The sequence below is a fragment of the Stenotrophomonas sp. SAU14A_NAIMI4_8 genome, assembly GCF_003086695.1.
GTDB lineage: Bacteria > Pseudomonadota > Gammaproteobacteria > Xanthomonadales > Xanthomonadaceae > Stenotrophomonas.
The window spans coordinates 1343456-1361142 of record NZ_CP025999.1 but is presented as its reverse complement, the minus strand read 5'-3'; the positions used below and the strand labels follow the sequence as shown (position 1 = coordinate 1361142).

The window sequence follows — 17687 nt, the reverse complement described above, 5'->3', positions numbered from 1 at the left end:
AGTCTCCTGTCTAGCGAAGGCTGGATGAGAAAGTGAGCGGTACTCAGCGCAGCATCTGCTGCAGGGCACCGGCAATATCGGCGAAGGCGGCGTTCAGATCGGGCGTGGCTGTGCTGGCATCGCGCGCCAGCGGGCGCCCCTGCGCGGACACGATGATCTTCAGCGAACGCAGCAGGCGTGCTGCGGCGGGCGCCTGCGCATGGCCGGCGCGTTGCGCCTGCAGCAGCGCCTGCACCGCCGGGTTGTCCAGGTTCACGTACAAGCGCGACGGCGCGCGCGCTTCGATGCGCGCGGTGAACTGCCGCGCCAGGCGCAGCGCGGCCATCGACACGCGCTTGTCGTTCTCATCGTCTTCCAGGCGCTGTTTCAGCTCCGCCTCGCGGTCGGGTACCACCACCACCGGCAGCGCCTCGGGGGTGAAGCGCGCCGGCAGCAGCTGCTCGCCATCGCCCAGGTGCTCGCGCAACCAGGCCAACTGTGTGTCATCCAGGCTGTCATCGCTGCGGAACAGCGCGCGGTTGCCCTGTTCGGTGCCCAGCTCCACCAGGCGCAGGCCCTTGGCCTGGGTCCAGCGGCGCAGGAACGGCACCACCGCGTAGCGATGGCCGTGTGCCACCGGCACGCCCATGGCACGGAACAGCATCTCTTCGAAGCCGCCGCCGTTGTCGAGGATCACGTGCACCGCGCCGCGCGCCGGCAGCGCGCTGGCCGGCAGATCGCCCTGCGAGGTCGGCACGCGCACGTGTTCCAGCAGCAGGTCGAACAGACGGTCGTCGCACAGCGCTGCGCCCAGCAGGGCCTCGTTGTGGCGGCTGAGCACGCGGCGCCAGGCTTCCGGCTGCTGCCGCGCCACATCGGCCAGACCGTCGATCAGCGCTTCCAGCAGCGCGTGCTGCACGGCGCGGTAATGGTCGTCGCGCTGCAGGTCCTCGCGGCTGGCGGTGGGGGTCAACCGCGACGATTCGATCACCCCGCCGATGAAGCCGGCCCACGGCGGCAGCAGGTCGCGCGCATCGTCGTCCAGCAGCATGCCGCGCACGAACACCGACAGGTTGCGGTTGTCGCTGGTGCCGTAGGTGGCGCCATCCTGCACCCACAGCAGGCCAGTGGCGTCACTTTCCGCATCGGCGCGCAGCGGCACGGTCACGATGGGTTCGAAGTCGTGTTCGAAGCGGGCGGCGAACTGCAGCGCCTGGCGCCGCGCCTGTACTGGGTGCAAGGCCACATCGCCCTGTGCGCGCCACGGCGGCGGCTCGGGGTTCAGCGCTTCGGTAGCGGCGCCAATGAAGATCGGTTCGGACAGCAGCGCGCAGTAGCGGCCCAGCACTTCATACAGCCGCGCCTCGTTGGCCAGCGGCAGGAAGTCCGGGTGCAGCTCCAGCTCCACTTCGGTGCCGACCGCACGCGCCGGCACTTCGCTCACGGTGTACTGCTCGGCGTTGCTGGACACATACAGGTGGCCCAGGTCCGGCGTCTGGTACGAAGTGGTGCGCACGCTCACCCGCCGCGCCAGCACGAAGGCCGACAGGAAGCCCAGGCCGAACATGCCGATCAGGCCGTCCTGGTCATCGCCGCCCTGGCGCAGGCCGCGGGTGTAACCCACGCCCACCGTGGCCAGGTAATCGTGGATTTCCTGGCGGGTCAGGCCGGCGCCGGTATCGACGATGCGCAGCACGCCGGCGGCGGCATCGACCTGCACATCGATGCGCGAGGGCAGATCGCCACCGGTCTGTTCAATGCGGCGGCGGATGATGGAATCGTGCGCGTTCTGCACCAGCTCGCGCAGCGCCACCATCGGGGTGGAATACAGGTGCTTGCCCAGCACCGTCATCAGTCCATTGAGATCGACCCCGGCCCGGCGGATTTCGGCGGCGGGGGTGGTCAGCGTCGGGTCCTGCATGTAATCGGTTACTCCTTGCCACACAAGGCGTCACGGGGCGCCATCGTCGAGCCGGGGAAACTAGCACAGGCACGCTGACCGTTGCTGTGCCGGGCGTTGGATTCCGCACCCCGGCGGGGGACCAGCCCCGGTAGAGTCGAGCTTGCTCGACTGCTCCCCAGCCCCGGTAGAGTCGAGCTTGCTCGACGCTCTTGCCTCGACGCGAAAGGCAGTCGAGCAAGCTCGACTCTACAAAGGCAAAACCCGGCGCATCGCGGCCCATCCATCCAGGCAAAGGCAAACCCACCGCATCGCGGCGCGTCCGTCCAGGCAAAGGCAAACCCGGCGCATCGCGGCCCGTCAATCCAGGCAAAGGCAAACCCGGCGCGGCCGCCGGTAGCGCCGGGCCATGCCCGGCGGCATGCCTCACGCCGCGTCGATCGCTTCGGACAGCCGCTCCACGGCAATCACTTCCATGCCCTTCACGCTGCCGCCCTTCGGCGCGTTGGCCTTGGGCACGATGGCGCGCTTGAAACCATGGGTGGCCGCTTCGCGCAGGCGGTCTTCGCCGTTGGGCACCGGGCGGATCTCACCCGACAGCCCTACTTCGCCGAAGGCAATGGTCTTTTCCGCCAGCGGCCGGTCCTGCAGCGACGACAGCACCGCCAGCAGCACCGGCAGGTCGGCGGCGGTCTCCTGCACGCGAATGCCACCGACAACGTTCACGAACACGTCCTGGTCGCCCACCAGCACCCCGCCATGGCGGTGCAGCACCGCCAGCAACATGGCCAGGCGGTTCTGCTCCAGGCCCACGGCCACGCGACGCGGGTTGGACAGCGGCGAGGCATCCACCAGCGCCTGCACTTCCACCAGCAGCGGGCGGGTGCCCTCGCGGGTGACCATCACGCAGCTGCCCGGCTGGTGCGCGCTGCTGCCGGACAGGAAGATGGCCGACGGGTTGGACACTTCCTTCAGGCCCTTGTCGCCCATGGCGAACACGCCCAGTTCGTTCACCGCGCCGAAGCGGTTCTTGAACGCACGCAGCAGGCGGAAGCGACTGCCGCTTTCGCCTTCGAAATACAGCACCGCATCGACCATGTGTTCCAGCACGCGCGGGCCGGCAATGCCGCCTTCCTTGGTCACGTGGCCGACCAGGAACACGGCGGTGCCGGTTTCCTTGGCAAAGCGCACCAGCCGCGCCGCGCTCTCGCGCACCTGGCTGACCGACCCCGGTGCGGCGGTCAGGGTTTCGGTCCACAGGGTCTGCACCGAATCGGCCACGATCAGGCGCGGGCCGGCCTTGCTGGCGTGCTGCATGATCGACTCGACGCCCGTCTCGGCCAAGGCATTCACGCCATCCAGCGGCAGCTCCAGCCGGTGCGCGCGGCCGGCTACCTGCGCCAGCGATTCCTCACCGGTCACGTACAGCACCGGCAGTTCGGCGGCCATCTTCGCCACCGCCTGCAGCAGCAGGGTCGACTTGCCGATGCCCGGGTCGCCACCGACCAGCACCACCGCGCCCTCCACCAGGCCGCCGCCCAGCACGCGGTCGAACTCGCCAATGCCAGTGCTGACCCGGCGGTGCTCGGTCTGCTGCACGTCCTTCAGCGCGGTGATCTTCGGCGGATCGATCTTGCCCACCCAGCCATTGCGCCGGGATGCGGGGGCCTTCGCCGCTGCGGCGCTTTCCAGCACGATTTCCGACATCGAGTTCCACGCCCCGCATTCCGGGCACTGGCCTTGCCATTTGCTGGAATCGGCGCCGCATTCGTTGCAGACGTAAGCGGTGCGGGCCTTGGCCATCGGAAATCCTGCGTGGTGAACGGTGAAGGAGGATAGCCGAGCGCGGTCGCAGGCGCTGCGACAGGCCGCCCGGCACACCCCGCCTACACATCTCCAAATACGAGATGAACATCACACTTTTTAACTGCTAAGGTTCAGCCCCCTGCCGCCGCTATAGTTCGCGGCTTCATGCCTGCCCTCCCCGCTTTCCCTGAAGGACCCGCAATGACTGGCACTTACAGCCAGAGCCTGGTTGCTTTCTCGCTGTTGGTGGCCATTCTCGCTTCGTACACCGCCCTGGACATGGCCGGCCGCCTGGCCACCGCACAGGGCCGGGTGGCCCGCTGGTGGCTGATCGGCGGCGCATCGGCCATGGGGCTGGGCATCTGGTCGATGCATTTCATCGGCATGCTGGCCTTCAAGCTGCCGATTCCGATCGGCTTCGACCTGGGCATTACCCTGTACTCGCTGGCGGTGTCCATTGCCGCGTCGGCCTATGCGCTGTGGCTGGTTTCGCGCCCGGAACTGCCGCGTCGGCGCCTGCTGGCCGGTGGCACCCTGATGGGCCTGGGCGTGGCCACCATGCATTACCTGGGCATGGGTGCCATGCGCATGCAGCCGGGCATCGACTACGACCCGCTGTGGTTCGCGCTGTCCATCGCCGTGGCCATCGGCGCCTGCACCGCCGCGCTGTGGATCGCCTTCCGCCTGCGCCGCGAAGACCAGCGCACCCTGCCGCTGCGCATTGCCGCATCGGCGGTGATGGGCCTGGCCATCGTCGGCATGCACTACACCGGCATGGCCGCCGCCAGCTTCCCGGCCGGCAGCCTCTGCGGCGCGGTGATCGACGGCGGCATTGAATCGCACTGGCTGGCGGTGCTGGTGATCGTCACCACGCTGGGCGTGATCGGCATTGCGCTGGTGGCCTCGCTGTTCGACCGGCAGATGCGCGTGCGCACCGGCCTGCTGGCCGAATCACTGGAAAAGGCCAACGACAAGCTGCTGCAGGCCGCCCTGCATGACCCGCTTACCCAGCTGCCCAACCGCATGCTGCTGCAGGACCGCATCGAGCAGTCGATCGAAAAGGCGCGCCGTCGCGGCCATGCGCTGGCGGTCATGTTCTGCGATCTGGACGGCTTCAAGGCGGTGAACGATGCCTACGGGCACCAACTGGGCGACCGCCTGCTGGTGAAGATGAGCCAGCGCGTCAGCGCCCTGCTGCGCCCGCAGGACACTTTCGCCCGCCTGGGCGGCGATGAGTTCGTGATCGTGCTGGCCATCGACGAACCCGACGACGCGGTGGTGGTGGCCGAGCGCATCATTGCCGCCGTGGCCGAACCGTTCCTGATCGATGCGGCCGAACTGCAAGTCAGCGCCAGCCTGGGCATTGCGCTGTACCCGGACGATGCCACCAGCGAACGCGAGCTGATGGCCCATGCCGACGCGGCGATGTACCACACCAAGGAAGGCGGCCGGAACGGCTATACCTTCTTTACCCCGTCCATGCAGGTGAGCGCGAACCGCCAGCTGCGCCTGCTGCAGGACCTGCGCCGTGCCACCGAACGCGGCGAACTGCTGCTGCACTACCAGCCCAAGTTCGTGGCCGCCGGCACCCCGGCGGTGGGCGCCGAAGCGCTGCTGCGCTGGCAGCACCCGGAACTGGGCATGCTCAGCCCGGACGTGTTCATTCCCATTGCCGAGCGCAGCGGATTGATCCTGCCCATTGGCGATTGGGTGCTGGACCAGGCCTGCGCGCAGCTGCGTGCCTGGCACGATGCCGGCCAGCACGAATGGACCATGGCGGTGAACCTGTCGCCGCTGCAGTTCGCTTCGCCGGCGTTGCTGGACAGCGTGCGCGCTGCGCTGCAGCGGCACGGCATTGCGCCGGAGCGGCTGACGCTGGAAATCACCGAAACCACGGCGATGAAGGACGTGGAAGCCAGCCTGGTGATCCTGAACGACCTGACCGCAATGGGCGTGCATATCGCCATTGATGATTTCGGCACCGGCTATTCCAGCCTGTTGTATCTGAAGCGCATGCCGGCCACCGAGCTGAAGATCGATCGTGCATTCGTGCGCGAGCTGGAACAGAACGCCGAAGACGCGGCCATCGTGTCGTCCATCGTGGCGCTGGGCCGTTCGCTGCAGCTGCAGGTGGTGGCCGAGGGCGTGGAGACCAAGGAACAGCAGGATTACCTGAGCGGACTGGGCTGCGACCAGCTGCAGGGGTACCACCTGGGCAGGCCGATGGCCGCCGACGAGTTCCTGCGCAAGGTGGGTTGAACCGCGCGGGGTCGGATCCCTTGCCACAGGCAAGGGCTCTGACCCCATCTGCATTGCGCGCGCCGCCATCCACGCATGGCATGGATCTACCCGCCGGGCATGGCCCGGCGCTACCCCATCCACGAGCGCACGAGCGGCGCGAACGGCGGGGTCGGATCCCTTGCCACAGGCAAGGGCTCTGACCCCATCTGCATTGCGCGCGCCGCCATCCACGCATGGCATGGATCTACCCGCCGGGCATGGCCCGGCGCTACCCCATCCACGAGCGCACGAGCGGCGCGAACGGCGGGGTCGGATCCCTTGCCGCAGGCAAGGGCTCTGACCCCATCTGCATCGCGCGCGCCGCCATCCACCCATGGCATGGATCTACCCGCCGGGCATGGCCCGGCGCTACCCCATCCACGAGCGCACGAGCGGCGCGAACGGCGGGGTCGGATCCCTTGCCGCGGGCAAGGGCTCTGACCCCATCTGCATCGCGCGCGCCGCCATCCACGCATGGCGTGGATCTACCCGCCGGGCATGGCCCGGCGCTACCCCATCCACGAGCGCAGGAGCGGCGCGGCCGGCGGGGTCGGATCCCTTGCCGCAGGCAAGGGCTCTGACCCCGGATGCATTGCGCTCGCCGCCATCCACGCATGGCGTGGATCTACTGCCGGATGCATCGCGCGCGCCGCCATCCACGCATGGCGTGGATCTACCCGCCGGGCATGGCCCGGCGCTACCCATCCACGAGCGCTCGAGCGCCCCCTTCCCCGCCGCCAACGAAAAAGGCCGCCCCGAAGGGCGGCCTTTTCGTCTGTGGCAACGTCGCGAAGACGTCAGTGCATCATGTGCACGTTCATGTTGTGCATGACCCACAGGGTACCGGCCACGATGATGCCGATCACCACCACGGTGAAGGCAGCAGCGTTGACGTTCCAGCGGCTTTCCGAAGAACGGTCCAGGTGCAGGAAGAACACCAGGTGCACCAGCATCTGCAGCACCGCGGAAACCGCGATCACCACACCGCTTACGGTGCGCGAGAAGTCGCCCGACATCACCACCCAGAACGGGATGACGGTCAGCACCACCGCCAGCACGAAGCCGATCAGGTACGACTTCACGCTGCCGTGGCTTTCGCCGCCGGTGCCGTGGTCGTGTGCATGGTTGTCATGTGCCATTACAGCGCTCCATTGAGGTAGACGACGGAGAACACGCCGATCCAGATCAGGTCCAGGAAGTGCCAGAACAGGCTCAGGCACGCCATGCGGGTCTTGTTGGTCGGGGTCAGGCCGTACTTCTTCAGCTGCACGAACATCACCGCCAGCCACAGCAGGCCGGCGCTCACGTGCAGACCGTGGGTACCGACCAGGGCGAAGAACGCCGACAGGAAGGCACTGCGGTCAGGGCCGTAGCCCTGGTGGATCAGGTGGTTGAACTCCCACACTTCCATGCACATGAAGCCGAAGCCCAGCAGCCAGGTGATGGCCAGCCACAGGTACATCTGGCCCACCTGCTTGCGGTGCATGGCAATCATGCCCAGGCCGAAGGTCAGCGACGAGGTCAGCAGCAGCGCGGTTTCCCACGCCACGAACGGCAGCTCGAACAGATCCTTCGGGGTCGGGCCGCCGTCATTTCCGCCCACCAGCACCACGTAGGTGGCAAACAGCGAGGCGAAGATGAGGCAGTCGCTCATCAGGTACACCCAGAAACCGAAGACGGTGTTGCCGCCGGTGTCGTGGTGCTCGTGGTCGTCATGGCCATGGGCCGCCGCATGCGCGGCGTGCCCGTGGCTCAGGGTCGAGGTATTGGTGCTCATGCCTTCAGCTCCGACTTCACCAGGCCCTGGGCTTCCAGGTGCTTGCGGTGTTCGTTCTCGATGCGTTCCACCTCGGCGGCCGGGACCCAGTAGTCCACGTCCTGGTCGAAGGTGCGGTAGATGAACGTGGCGATCATGCCGACGAAGCCGACGATGGCCAGCCACCAGATGTGCCAGATCATCGCAAAGCCAAACACCAGGCTGAAGGCACCGATGACCACACCCGTGCCGGTGTTGCGCGGCATGTGGATGTCAGTGTACTTGGCCGGCTTCGGCCAGGCTTCACCACGCTGCTTGCGCTCCCAGAAATCGTCCAGCTCGGTGACTTCCGGCAGGCTGCCGAAGTTGTAGAAGGCCGGCGGCGAAGAGGTTTCCCACTCCAGCGTACGGGCATCCCACGGGTCGCCGGTCAGGTCGGCGGTCTTCTTGCGGTCGCGGATCGACACAGCCACCTGGATGATCTGGCACAGGATGCCGGCACCCACGATGAAGGCACCTGCGGCAGCCACCAGCAGCAGCGGCTCGTAGGCCGGGTTCACGGTGCTCTGCAGGCGACGGGTCATGCCCATGAAGCCCAGCACGTACATCGGCATGAAGGTCACATAGAAGCCGATGAACCAGCACCAGAAGGCGCACTTGCCCCAGAACTCGTTCAGGCGGAAGCCGAACATCTTCGGCCACCAGTAGGTGATACCAGCGAACATGCCGAACACCACGCCGCCGATGATGACGTTGTGGAAGTGGGCGATCAGGAACAGGCTGTTGTGCAGCACGAAGTCGATGGCCGGGATCGCCAGCATCACGCCGGTCATGCCGCCGATGGTGAAGGTGACCATGAAGCCGATGGTCCACAGCACGGGCGTGGTGAACTGCACGCGACCGCGGAACATGGTGAACAGCCAGTTGAAGATCTTCACGCCGGTCGGAATCGAGATGATCATCGTCGTGATGCCGAAGAAGGCATTGACGTTGGCACCCGAACCCATGGTGAAGAAGTGGTGCAGCCACACGATGAACGACAGCACGCCGATGCAGGCGGTGGCGTAGACCATGCCCTTGTAGCCGAACAGCGCCTTGCGCGAGAAGGTCGCGATCACTTCGGAGAACACGCCGAAGGCCGGCAGCACCAGGATATAGACTTCCGGGTGGCCCCAGATCCAGATCAGGTTGATGTACAGCATGGCGTTGCCGCCACCATCATTGGTGAAGAAGTGCGTACCCAGGTAACGGTCCAGGGTCAGCAGCACCAGGGTGATGGTCAGCACCGGGAAGGCGGCGACGATCAGCACGTTGGTGACCAGCGCCGTCCAGGTGAACACCGGCATCTGCATCAGCTTCATGCTGGGGGTACGCATCTTCAGGATGGTAATGAAGAAGTTGATACCGCTCAGCGTGGTACCCAGGCCTGCGACCTGTAGACCCCAGATGTAGTAGTCCATGCCGACGCTTGGACTGTATTCGATGCCCGACAATGGCGGGAACGCCAGCCAGCCGGTGGCGGCGAATTCACCGATCCACAGCGACAGCATGATCAGCACCGCACCGGCCACGAACAGCCAGAAGCTGAGCGAGTTCACGAACGGGAACGCGACGTCGCGCGCGCCGATCTGCAGCGGCACGGCCAGGTTCATCAGGCCGGTGATCAGCGGCATGGCCACGAAGAAGATCATGATCACGCCGTGGGCGGTGAAGATCTGATCGTAGTGGTGCGGCGGCAGGTAGCCTTCCGAACCGCCCACTGCCAGCGCCTGCTGGGTACGCATCATGATGGCGTCGGAGAAGCCGCGCAGCAGCATGACGAAGGCGACGATCAGGTACATCACGCCGATCTTCTTGTGGTCCACCGAGGTGAACCACTCCTTCCACAGGTAACCCCACAGCTTGAACTTGGTGATCAGGGCCATCACGCCCAGACCACCCAGTACTGCACCGACCAACGTCGTCAGGACGATCGGATCGTGGGGGATCGACTCAATAGAGAGTTTTCCCAACATGTTCATTCTCCCGAACCCGCGTGGCCGGCATGGCCTGCGTGTTCGTGTTCGGTGGCATCCAGGTTTTCACCCGATTCCTTGGAATCATGCGCGTCACTGGGGGTGTGCCCCTCGTGCGCTTCATGGCTGGCAGCATCGGCGGCGGCCGCACCGGCATGCGAATGCTTCATGCCGTAGTGCTGGTTGTCGCCCATGTGCTTGGCAATGACCCAGTCGAACAGGCCTTCTTCGGTCTTGCCGAAGTAGGTGACCGGGTACCACTCGGAATTCTTCGCATCACCCAGGGCCTTGAAGCTGGTCTTGTCCAGGGTCTGCGTGCCGGCACGCACCTGGTCCAGCCACTGGCGGTACTCGGCATCGGTCACCGAATAGGCGGTGAAATGCATCTTGGCGAAGCCCGCGCCGCTGTAGTGCGAGGACATGCCCGGGAATTCACCGGTTTCGTTGGCGATCAGGTGCAGCTTGGTTTCCATCGCCGCCATCGAATAGATCATGCTGCCCAGGTGCGGAATGAAGAACGCATTCATCACCGTGTCCGACGTGATCTTGAAGTTCAGCGGGGTGTTCACCGGGAACTTGATCTCGTTGACGACCGCAACCTTCTCTTCCGGATAGATGAACAGCCACTTCCAGTCCAGCGAGATCGCCTCGATGGTGACCGGCTTGACGTCCGATTCCAGCGGCTTGTACGGGTCCAGTGCGTGCGACGAACGCCAGGTCAGGACCGCCAGCACCAGCACGATCATGCAGGGGATCGACCACACCACCACCTCGATCGCCGTGGAATGCGACCACTTCGGCTCGTAACGGGCCTTGGTGTTGGAAGCGCGGTACTTCCACGCGAAGGTCAGGGTCATGACGATGACCGGGACGACGACCAGCAGCATGAGCACGACAGCCGTGATCAGCAGGGTCTTCTCGTCCTGGCCAATCTGGCCCTTCGGACTGAGGATGGCCACGGCATCGCAGCCGGTGAGCATCACCAGCAGTGCGAGCAGCAGGCCCGGGCGCAACCAGCGCCCAAGGGTTTTCAACGGAATCATCGGTCGATCCAATTGCGAGGGAATGCCGTTCCCCGTCCTGCCCGCTCCGGCAAAAGCCGGTCCCGCCTGTGGTTGAGACAGGCAGTGAGGTGGGGTCGAGTCAGCCTTTCAATTTTAGGCCGTCACGCATCATTTAAGAAAGGCATTGACAATGATCCAGCGCAGGAATCGGCCGGATATCGCTGCGACACGTTGTCGCACCGCGCGCAGGGCACCCCGTTTGCGGGCGCCGGGGACCGGATTCGGCAAAGTATGCTGAACCTGTTCAGCGTACTTGAAGTGCGTCCCTGCCGCACCAAGACTGCGTAGCACACGCCCCCTCTTCGCAAGGATGCCTGATGACGGCCCTGCTCCGCTGGCTCAGCACACCCACCGTGCGCCGCACGCTTGCCCTGCTGGGCGCCGCCCTGGTGGTGCTGCTGGCCTGCAACCCGGAACTGGCGCCGCTGCTGGGGCTGATGGATGTACTGGGGCTGGACGTGCTGGCACTGCTGCTGGGGGCGCAACTGCTGGCCACCCTGCCCTGGCTGCGGCTGCACGCCGGGCGCCGGCTGCGGATCGCGGGGCGGTTGGCCTGCGGCGCACTGGCCGGGGCCGCGGGCGGGTATCTGCGGCAGTTGGCACCGTTTTGTCGTGATCGCCTTGGGTTTGGGCGCTGGGTTCGCCGGGCGGGCTGACCTGTTCGATGCGGGCGGCGCTGGCCTTTTGAACCGGGCCTGATAGCCCCCGGCCTTGTCGGGCGGGCGTTTCGGGCGGCGGGCCGGCGTGCCAAAATGCCGCCGAAGCGTAAAGCACCCCTGCGTTGACGCAATCTGCCCTTGGCAGCCGCTCGCGGGCTGTGCACACCATGGCATGCCACTGAAAACGAGTGGCCGGGTCGGCAAAACCCGAATGTTACTGGGTTGTTTACGCTTGTCAGCCGGCGCCACCTCTGCGTGGCGCCGGCTGGCAATCCGTTCGCGTTCTTTGGCGGGCGGTGCGTGGGGGTGCGTGTTCGCATGCACCCACCGGGTTCCAGTAACTACCGGTTTTTGCCGCCACGTACCGTCCGCCACCCCTGCGGTGGCGCTTTGTGTTTTGCACGGAGCATCTGCCATGAACGCATCGGAATTTCCTGATCTGACCGCCCGCCGCGCGGCGCCTGCTGGCGAACCCGGCACCGACCCCAGCACCTTCATCCCCACGCTGCGGCGCATCCAGGCCGGCGCGGCCGCCAATGGCCAGCCCTGGCCCGAACGCGCCCTGCCGCCCGGCCGGCGCCTGCAACTGGCCGACGCCGATTGCGCCCTGGCCGGCCTGGCCACCGTGCAGCAGATGCTGCTGGCGGCCGAGCGCACCCGCCAGGCCGGCCAGCCCGAAGACACCCTGGGCGACCGCAGCATGGAAGGATTGATGCTGGCCTGCATTGCCCTGACCGCCCATGCGGCCAGCTGCCTGCAGGTGCAACCGTAGCCAGGGGCGCGGCGGCCTCCATTCCGACAGCCGTCGTGATGCTGCTAGGCCTGCTTGCCGGCCATCTGTATCTGCCGGAACCCGCACTCAGTGTAAACAGCTACAGCAAACAGACCGTGCCGAACTTCCTGCAGATGTGGCAGGAAGCCGCGCAGTTTGCGCAGGAACGCAGTGCTGACGGACTGCGCGTCAGCCCGGCCGCCCGCGGGGCGCGCCATTTCGAACTGTATGCTGGGGACAAACCGGTATTACTGGTCGATAACTCGCCCAAGCGCATGGTGATTATCGTGTTCGAAAATTCGCGCGAGCAGGTGCCGGATCTGTGGGAGCTGGAACATGAATGGTGGCGGGCCATGCGCCAGCGTGGTCAGTTCGTGCGGCATGGTGCGGGCGGGTGAGGATAGGTCGCGAGCAGGGAAAGCAGGAGCTGCTGCTCTTCGGCCTCGCGCCCCTCCTCGACGGCGTGCAGCGCCAGCCAGGCAATTTCCTGTCCCTGCTCATCAAGCGTGTGATGTGCCGGCCGCAGAGCAAGCAAGGGAATCGCCTGCAGCGGTTGCAGACAGCCTTCATCGAGCAACCGCTTCACCCACGCCAGATGCAGCGACGGAAACGTATTGGCCAGTGCATACCCCTGCACCAGCCACTGTGCCGCGCGCAGTAACGCCGCGGGGTCGGCATGGCCCAGCTACGCGTCGATGTCAGCCTCGATGGGCCGCGGCACGCGCGGCTGGCCGCTGTAGTACTGCTGCAGGTGCGCCGTGTATTCGACAGGGGTGCTGCCGACTGCGCCGCTTGAAAGCAGATAGGCGAGGAAACGCTGGGTCTGTGAATCCATCGGAACATTCCTGATGCCTGTGGCCAGCCGCGCGCGTATCGCCTTGGCTTAGCGTGGCGGTGCGTACTCGAAGCGCATTTCCCGCTGCCCCTCGCCTACCACCGGCAGTACCGGGTCGGTGCCGGTGCAGCCCAGGCGCAGGCGATCGCGTGCGGTCACGGGAACACTGCCGCAGCCACCGGAATTGCTGATATCCAGTTGCGGCAGCAAAGCCGCTGCAAAGGTTTCAACCTCGCCGCGCGCTGCCTTGCGGTTAACCGTTGCAGTCGGCACGCTGTAGCGCAGCTTGATGGCATACAAGCGGTCGATGGCGAGCAGCATTACCGAACTGTACTCCTTGCCATCGCGCACGAAACCGAAATCCAGCACGCTGGCCTCGATGCTGTTGGCCGCGTCCGGCTGCGCCGGTGCGACCTTCAAGGTCACCGTCTGCACGCGCGACATATCATCGCGCCCTGCCATCGCTGCGCTGCGCGCCTCCAGCAAGCCCTTGCGCTCACCTTCCAGCAGACCGGCACGCTGTTCCTGGTCCAGCACGCCCACCGGGTAGAAGTACACATCGATCCAGCCGTCCTCGTTGCCGGGCTGCTGGAAGCGCACCGAGGCACCGCCCGCGACATCGTCGTAGCGGCGCTCGCCCAGCGCCTTCCACTGGCCCACCTGCAGCGGGTAGACCACGCTGGTCGCGCGCAGGAAACCGCCCAGGAACGGCGACGGCGCAGCCGCCCCCTGCCCTGCCGTTTCCGGGTTGAGCATGACCGTGTTGTCGCTGGCACCGCATTCCGCCTTCACCACAGGCGCCAGATGCGCGCGCAGCGTGCCGACCTTCTGCTGCGCGGCCAACGTATCCATGGCCGCAATGCGCAGCGCAGGATCGGCTGAAATGAAGGCCGCATAGGCGCGCAGCGCGCTTTCCACACCGGCCACCTGTCGGCTGAGCTGATCGCTGCTTTCGCGCTGGTCTATCTGGAAAACCAGATTGCCGAAGCTCTGCTGCATCAGCAGATCCAGGCCGATCTTCTTGGCCGCCTCATCCTGGTCAGGCAGGTTCATGACCTGGCAGAGGGTCACCATGTAATCCGGCGTTTCCGCCAGCCAACGCAGCATCGACACCCGAAGTTCCTGCGCGCCCGGCTGCTGTGGGGATGCTTCCAGCGACTGGGTGAGGCGCACGAAATTGGTGGCGTTTATGGGTTGCGGGGCGGTGGCCTGCGGCGCGGGCGCATCGGGTTGTGCGGCCGATGCGGGGACGGAAAGCGCCGTAGCGATGCCGATGATGGAAAAGGCGGTGAAACGGCGCAGTGTGCTTACTGATGCCATGGTTTACGGTCCCTGTACTCGCAACATATCGTTACCAGAAGCCTACCTACTCAGATAGAAGATTTCTTCCAAGATCGCAGCTGGATCGATTGACAAGATCAATGCGACTCACGGAATGCGTTGGCGCATCTATCATTCTCTGCTCCGCCCACGAAGAGATCATTTGGAGGGGCGCGCGCGACTTCGCCCAAAGCGGGAAAAACCTCAGGAAAGAGCTACCGACGCTTCTGCCTCATGTACTCAACCACAGAGAATATTCCAAATACGAGCGTGTATACAAACCACACCATGACATACCAACTCAACGGGTGGGATTTTTCCACCTTCACAGATATGTAGTAAAGCGCACCCAGTATTAGAGCCGCCCCAAGCTGTGCTCCGAGAAAACTTCGAATAGCTGGATTCACTTCTTTCCCTCAACTTTTGATTGAGCCACATCGACGGCAACACCCACCGCCCCTTGTCCTATTTGTCAGACTGTAGCTTGCGATAACGAGCTAATCCTAGTCAGGCAGGTTCATGACCTGGCAGAGGGTCACGCTGTAATCGGGTGTTTCCGCCAGCCACCGCAGCATCGACACCCGTAGCTCCTGCGCGCCCGGCTGCGGGGCGGATGCCTCAAACGACTTGGTGAAGTGCACGAAATTGGCTTGTGACCTGACGCTTGACCCTCAACCGGCGATGTAACCAGGCACGACTTCGGCCAATGCCTCGGAGATCTCATCCAGCCCGATGCCAGCGTCGCAAGCTTCGAGGATCAAGTACTCCGCTGCATACCCGTCAAGTCCGCCCGGGCGGGCCAGCGCACACCAGACCAACCGATCAATTGGATCCAAAAGCCGCCGCTCGCCTCCGCTGGACCAGAATACATGGAGCCACTTGTTGTACTCGGCGGCCCGCCCCATGACCCAGAAGTCTCGCGCCGCGTTCACCGCAGCCAATCGCTCGCCATCAAGACGATCGCCAAGCCGACCGCACAGTGCGATGGCAAGCTTCGCGCGAGCGCTATCGCTGCTCTCCAATCCAGCGACTTCGAGCAGCGCATCAAGCCTATCGATTAATTGGCGCACAGCCTCATCAGAGGTTCGTTCACTGCTCATAGCATCATTCCGGAAGGACTGCGTTGAGACCCGATCAATTAGTGGTTACTGCAGTGCAGTGTCCCACACGCAGCTCCAGTCATGCCGCTTCATCAACTGCCACGCAGACGTACTGTTTCGCGGGGAATTGCCATAATTGCGGCTCTGTGTGCCCAGGCAGGGTCAAGCACATCGCCCCCGGGATATCCACCGCGACAGCCGAAAGCATACGACCATCCGAGAAGTGCAGACGGATTCCAGCATCAGCGATCAGTCCAGCGCCCAGCCAGCGAACGATCTCGGTGCGTGCAACATAGAGCTTGTCAGGAAGCTCCAACATTACATGTTCGCAACTTGGCTCAGCGACACGACCTTCTATCACTTCGACGTTGACAGTCCCAAACTCCTCCCACGACTCGATGGACGTACTGGAGCATGTCAGTTCGATCCGCACGTCATGGCCGAACTTCAAGATCACCAGCCAGGCCGCGTCAGCGGTCTGCGAAACAGGAATCCAGCACGCGAGGAGCTGACGCCCGTGCAGCAGTCCAGTGAGTTCCATCGGCTCCGCCCCCGCCAGTTGCATCGAAAGATAGCGCACACCTTCAGGAAGCACTTTGATCGTGGTGTAGGGTTTCATGGGGCCTGAGTTGATCCTCCGGAATGTTGACGCTCTCGATTGTCGGTCCGCGTGCAGGATTCGGGACACCGCGCCTTTCGTCAGCCGGCGAGCAAAGTCCTCAAGGGTCTTGGGCTGCCATGCGGCGGAAGCGTCCGTGGCGTAAGCACCTCTTTCGCTGAAACCTACCGCACTTGGGCCTGTAACGGGGAGTTAGGGTCTGTCGCCCATGTGTAACCTCGCGGACCGCCGGCAGTAGTACGGATACACGGTGAATGACAGGGAGCGCGCTGAATCTTCTGCTATGTCGTCGGCATTGCCAAACGCCGCGTAAGCAATGTTGCCGCGCAGCGTCTGGCCTGGCTCCAGACGGACTTCACCACATCCGTCCGGACAGAATGCTGTCAAGACAGCTTTCGGATGGATCGGGCCTGCGCTTGTGGTCAGAATGGCCCCATCGTACCCCGTCAGGAAGGTCCCATCCGGGCCAGGCCAGCCCTCCTTGGATAGGCACAACGGCACGGCCGCTGCAGAGGTCAGGACAACGCCGTATCGTCTCTCTGCGAGACTGTCAGTCACCGAGAGACTGAAGTCCAGAGGCTCCGCGCGCCGAAACGAACCAACACATGCCGTGATTGTCAGGCACAACACCGTGACATTAAGAATGTTCTTCATCGTCCTGATGCCATGATGCGGGGTGTGCAGGAACCGCTGGTTCATCCACCTTTCACTGCGTCATTTCGGTCCACTGTCGTTCGCCACACCTACTCCTCGCCGATCAAGGGCACATAGCCTTCAAACTCCCAATCCATCATTTCAGCCAGCTTGCTGGCCATTTCTGCCCACGTTCCATCAGGCACAGTCGCACACACGCGCAGGACCGCGCGCTCAACTGCTTCAAAGCTGACTTCATCTACGATGACAAGCTTTGGAATGGACTTACCCTCATCCTCCATGCGTTCGAGCCACTCCCGGTTGCATGCGGTGAAGCCAAAAAGGTCCGCCCCATGGCTATCATCCAGCCCAATGGAAGCTTGAAAGTAACAACCAAACAGGCCGGATTCTTGATGGGTCTTGAGCGCAGAATCCCAATCAGCCGTGTCCAGTCCCCGCAGTCTCGCTTTAGTCATTTTTCGGTCGATGCTGGCATGTGCAGTTTTTGTCCCGCTGCGTTCGCATTGAAAAATCGCCGGGTCAGATCAACTTGCCAGCCGCCATCTTGCCGCGCGGGAAAATGTTCGTCTGACGGGTTCTGGCTCAACCACCATAACCGCAGTTTGCGGTGGCGCCACTCTCCCGTCGAGATGACATGGCCTCCCCAAGTCTGCGCCTACCCGACGGTGGCGGGGACGACCTGATTGTGTGTCACGCCGGCCGCGGGCCGGTGGTGGGAATCCGGCGCTGCCAGCCGTGGGCTGGCACTACTGGGGAGCCAAGTGTTCCGCCGGGCATGGCCCGGCGCTACCTGCCCAAACGAAAAGCCCCGACCAAGGCCGGGGCTTTTCATCTAACTGGTGCCGGAAACAGGAGTCGAACCTGCGACCTACGCATTACGAATGCGCCGCTCTACCAACTGAGCTATTCCGGCTGAGCAGGCGATTTT

16 protein-coding genes and 1 tRNA gene are annotated in these 17687 nt (G+C 64.4%); 4 read left to right on the top strand and 13 right to left on the bottom strand.

The genetic code is table 11. From position 1 onward, the window contains the following. Nucleotides 1–43: 43 nt before the first annotated feature. Entirely contained in the window at nt 44–1900 is a 1857-nt protein-coding gene (locus C1930_RS06300) for an ATP-binding protein (RefSeq protein WP_108771330.1), read from the bottom strand. A 405-nt stretch (nt 1901–2305) separates the two neighbouring features. Next, nucleotides 2306–3682: a DNA repair protein RadA gene (gene radA / locus C1930_RS06295; protein ID WP_108752506.1), complete on the bottom strand. Its 1377-nt coding sequence runs from the start codon at nt 3680–3682 to the stop codon at nt 2306–2308. A gap of 204 nt (nt 3683–3886) precedes the next feature. Here radA and C1930_RS06290 point away from each other — a divergent pair, with 204 nt between their 5' ends. After that, nucleotides 3887–5944 (top strand): EAL domain-containing protein, encoded by a 2058-nt coding sequence (locus tag C1930_RS06290; RefSeq protein WP_108771329.1) that lies wholly within the window; start codon nt 3887–3889, stop codon nt 5942–5944. Between the two features lie 818 nt (nt 5945–6762). On the opposite strand, the gene cyoD is transcribed toward C1930_RS06290, so the two are convergent. From cyoD to cyoA, 4 genes are read right to left on the bottom strand one after another with little or no spacing between them, the layout of a single operon-like run. After that, entirely contained in the window at nt 6763–7104 is a 342-nt protein-coding gene (cyoD, locus tag C1930_RS06285; protein WP_108748966.1) for a cytochrome o ubiquinol oxidase subunit IV, read from the bottom strand. Then, nucleotides 7104–7742: a cytochrome o ubiquinol oxidase subunit III gene (cyoC, locus tag C1930_RS06280; protein WP_108748965.1), complete on the bottom strand. Its 639-nt coding sequence runs from the start codon at nt 7740–7742 to the stop codon at nt 7104–7106. The genes cyoD and cyoC overlap by 1 nt, the downstream gene beginning before the upstream one ends. Next, nucleotides 7739–9736 carry a cytochrome o ubiquinol oxidase subunit I gene (gene cyoB / locus C1930_RS06275; RefSeq protein WP_108757666.1) on the bottom strand — a complete coding sequence of 666 codons (1998 nt, stop codon included), beginning with the start codon at nt 9734–9736 and terminating at the stop codon, nt 7739–7741. Before cyoB ends, cyoC begins: the two co-directional genes overlap by 4 nt. A 2-nt stretch (nt 9737–9738) precedes the next feature. Continuing rightward, entirely contained in the window at nt 9739–10779 is a 1041-nt protein-coding gene (gene cyoA, locus C1930_RS06270; RefSeq protein WP_108752504.1) for a ubiquinol oxidase subunit II, read from the bottom strand. 338 nt (nt 10780–11117) lie between these two features. Between cyoA and C1930_RS06265 the strand changes: the two genes are divergently transcribed. The 3 genes from C1930_RS06265 (at nt 11118) to C1930_RS06255 (ending at nt 12629) form a co-directional block, all read left to right on the top strand. Further along, nucleotides 11118–11456, top strand: coding sequence for a hypothetical protein (locus C1930_RS06265; protein ID WP_108771328.1), 339 nt, complete (start codon nt 11118–11120; stop codon nt 11454–11456). Nucleotides 11457–11874: 418 nt separating this feature from the next. Further along, nucleotides 11875–12231 carry a hypothetical protein gene (locus C1930_RS06260; RefSeq protein WP_108771327.1) on the top strand — a complete coding sequence of 119 codons (357 nt, stop codon included), beginning with the start codon at nt 11875–11877 and terminating at the stop codon, nt 12229–12231. Nucleotides 12232–12269: 38 nt separating this feature from the next. Further along, nucleotides 12270–12629 carry a hypothetical protein gene (locus C1930_RS06255; protein ID WP_108771326.1) on the top strand — a complete coding sequence of 120 codons (360 nt, stop codon included), beginning with the start codon at nt 12270–12272 and terminating at the stop codon, nt 12627–12629. On the opposite strand, the gene C1930_RS20175 is transcribed toward C1930_RS06255, so the two are convergent. The 7 genes from C1930_RS20175 to C1930_RS06225 all read right to left on the bottom strand — a co-directional run bounded on the left by C1930_RS20175 (nt 12599) and on the right by C1930_RS06225 (nt 17672). Beyond that, nucleotides 12599–12868 (bottom strand): hypothetical protein, encoded by a 270-nt coding sequence (locus C1930_RS20175; protein WP_159093559.1) that lies wholly within the window; start codon nt 12866–12868, stop codon nt 12599–12601. The two genes, C1930_RS06255 and C1930_RS20175, sit on opposite strands and share 31 nt — an antisense overlap. A 48-nt stretch (nt 12869–12916) precedes the next feature. Further along, nucleotides 12917–13066 (bottom strand): hypothetical protein, encoded by a 150-nt coding sequence (locus C1930_RS20170; protein ID WP_159093557.1) that lies wholly within the window; start codon nt 13064–13066, stop codon nt 12917–12919. Between the two features lie 48 nt (nt 13067–13114). Continuing rightward, on the bottom strand, nt 13115–14386 hold the full coding sequence (locus C1930_RS06245; protein WP_108771324.1) for a hypothetical protein: 1272 nt from the start codon (nt 14384–14386) through the stop codon (nt 13115–13117). Between the two features lie 671 nt (nt 14387–15057). Further along, the gene (locus C1930_RS06240; protein ID WP_108755701.1) at nt 15058–15486 is read right to left on the bottom strand and encodes a hypothetical protein; all 429 of its coding nucleotides are present in this window, start codon (nt 15484–15486) and stop codon (nt 15058–15060) included. A gap of 79 nt (nt 15487–15565) precedes the next feature. Next, nucleotides 15566–16105 (bottom strand): hypothetical protein, encoded by a 540-nt coding sequence (locus tag C1930_RS06235; RefSeq protein ID WP_108771323.1) that lies wholly within the window; start codon nt 16103–16105, stop codon nt 15566–15568. Between the two features lie 743 nt (nt 16106–16848). After that, complete coding sequence (locus tag C1930_RS06230; protein ID WP_108771322.1) at nt 16849–17214, bottom strand: Imm8 family immunity protein; 366 nt, start codon at nt 17212–17214, stop codon at nt 16849–16851. A gap of 382 nt (nt 17215–17596) precedes the next feature. Continuing rightward, a tRNA-Thr gene (locus C1930_RS06225) sits at nt 17597–17672 on the bottom strand. Nucleotides 17673–17687 lie beyond the last annotated feature (15 nt).

Excerpts from the sequence above, each read along its gene's own strand:
- C1930_RS20170 (WP_159093557.1), bottom strand. The coding sequence starts at position 13,066 with ATGGATTCACAGACCCAGCGTTTCCTCGCCTATCTGCTTTCAAGCGGC.
- cyoC (WP_108748965.1), bottom strand. The coding sequence starts at position 7,742 with ATGAGCACCAATACCTCGACCCTGAGCCACGGGCACGCCGCGCATGCG.
- C1930_RS06255 (WP_108771326.1), top strand. The coding sequence starts at position 12,270 with ATGCTGCTAGGCCTGCTTGCCGGCCATCTGTATCTGCCGGAACCCGCA.
- C1930_RS06245 (WP_108771324.1), bottom strand. The coding sequence starts at position 14,386 with ATGGCATCAGTAAGCACACTGCGCCGTTTCACCGCCTTTTCCATCATC.
- C1930_RS06290 (WP_108771329.1), top strand. The coding sequence starts at position 3,887 with ATGACTGGCACTTACAGCCAGAGCCTGGTTGCTTTCTCGCTGTTGGTG.
- C1930_RS06235 (WP_108771323.1), bottom strand. The coding sequence starts at position 16,105 with ATGAAACCCTACACCACGATCAAAGTGCTTCCTGAAGGTGTGCGCTAT.
- C1930_RS06230 (WP_108771322.1), bottom strand. The coding sequence starts at position 17,214 with ATGACTAAAGCGAGACTGCGGGGACTGGACACGGCTGATTGGGATTCT.
- cyoB (WP_108757666.1), bottom strand. The coding sequence starts at position 9,736 with ATGTTGGGAAAACTCTCTATTGAGTCGATCCCCCACGATCCGATCGTC.
- C1930_RS06260 (WP_108771327.1), top strand. The coding sequence starts at position 11,875 with ATGAACGCATCGGAATTTCCTGATCTGACCGCCCGCCGCGCGGCGCCT.
- cyoA (WP_108752504.1), bottom strand. The coding sequence starts at position 10,779 with ATGATTCCGTTGAAAACCCTTGGGCGCTGGTTGCGCCCGGGCCTGCTG.
- C1930_RS06300 (WP_108771330.1), bottom strand. The coding sequence starts at position 1,900 with ATGCAGGACCCGACGCTGACCACCCCCGCCGCCGAAATCCGCCGGGCC.
- cyoD (WP_108748966.1), bottom strand. The coding sequence starts at position 7,104 with ATGGCACATGACAACCATGCACACGACCACGGCACCGGCGGCGAAAGC.
- C1930_RS06240 (WP_108755701.1), bottom strand. The coding sequence starts at position 15,486 with ATGAGCAGTGAACGAACCTCTGATGAGGCTGTGCGCCAATTAATCGAT.
- C1930_RS06265 (WP_108771328.1), top strand. The coding sequence starts at position 11,118 with ATGACGGCCCTGCTCCGCTGGCTCAGCACACCCACCGTGCGCCGCACG.
- radA (WP_108752506.1), bottom strand. The coding sequence starts at position 3,682 with ATGGCCAAGGCCCGCACCGCTTACGTCTGCAACGAATGCGGCGCCGAT.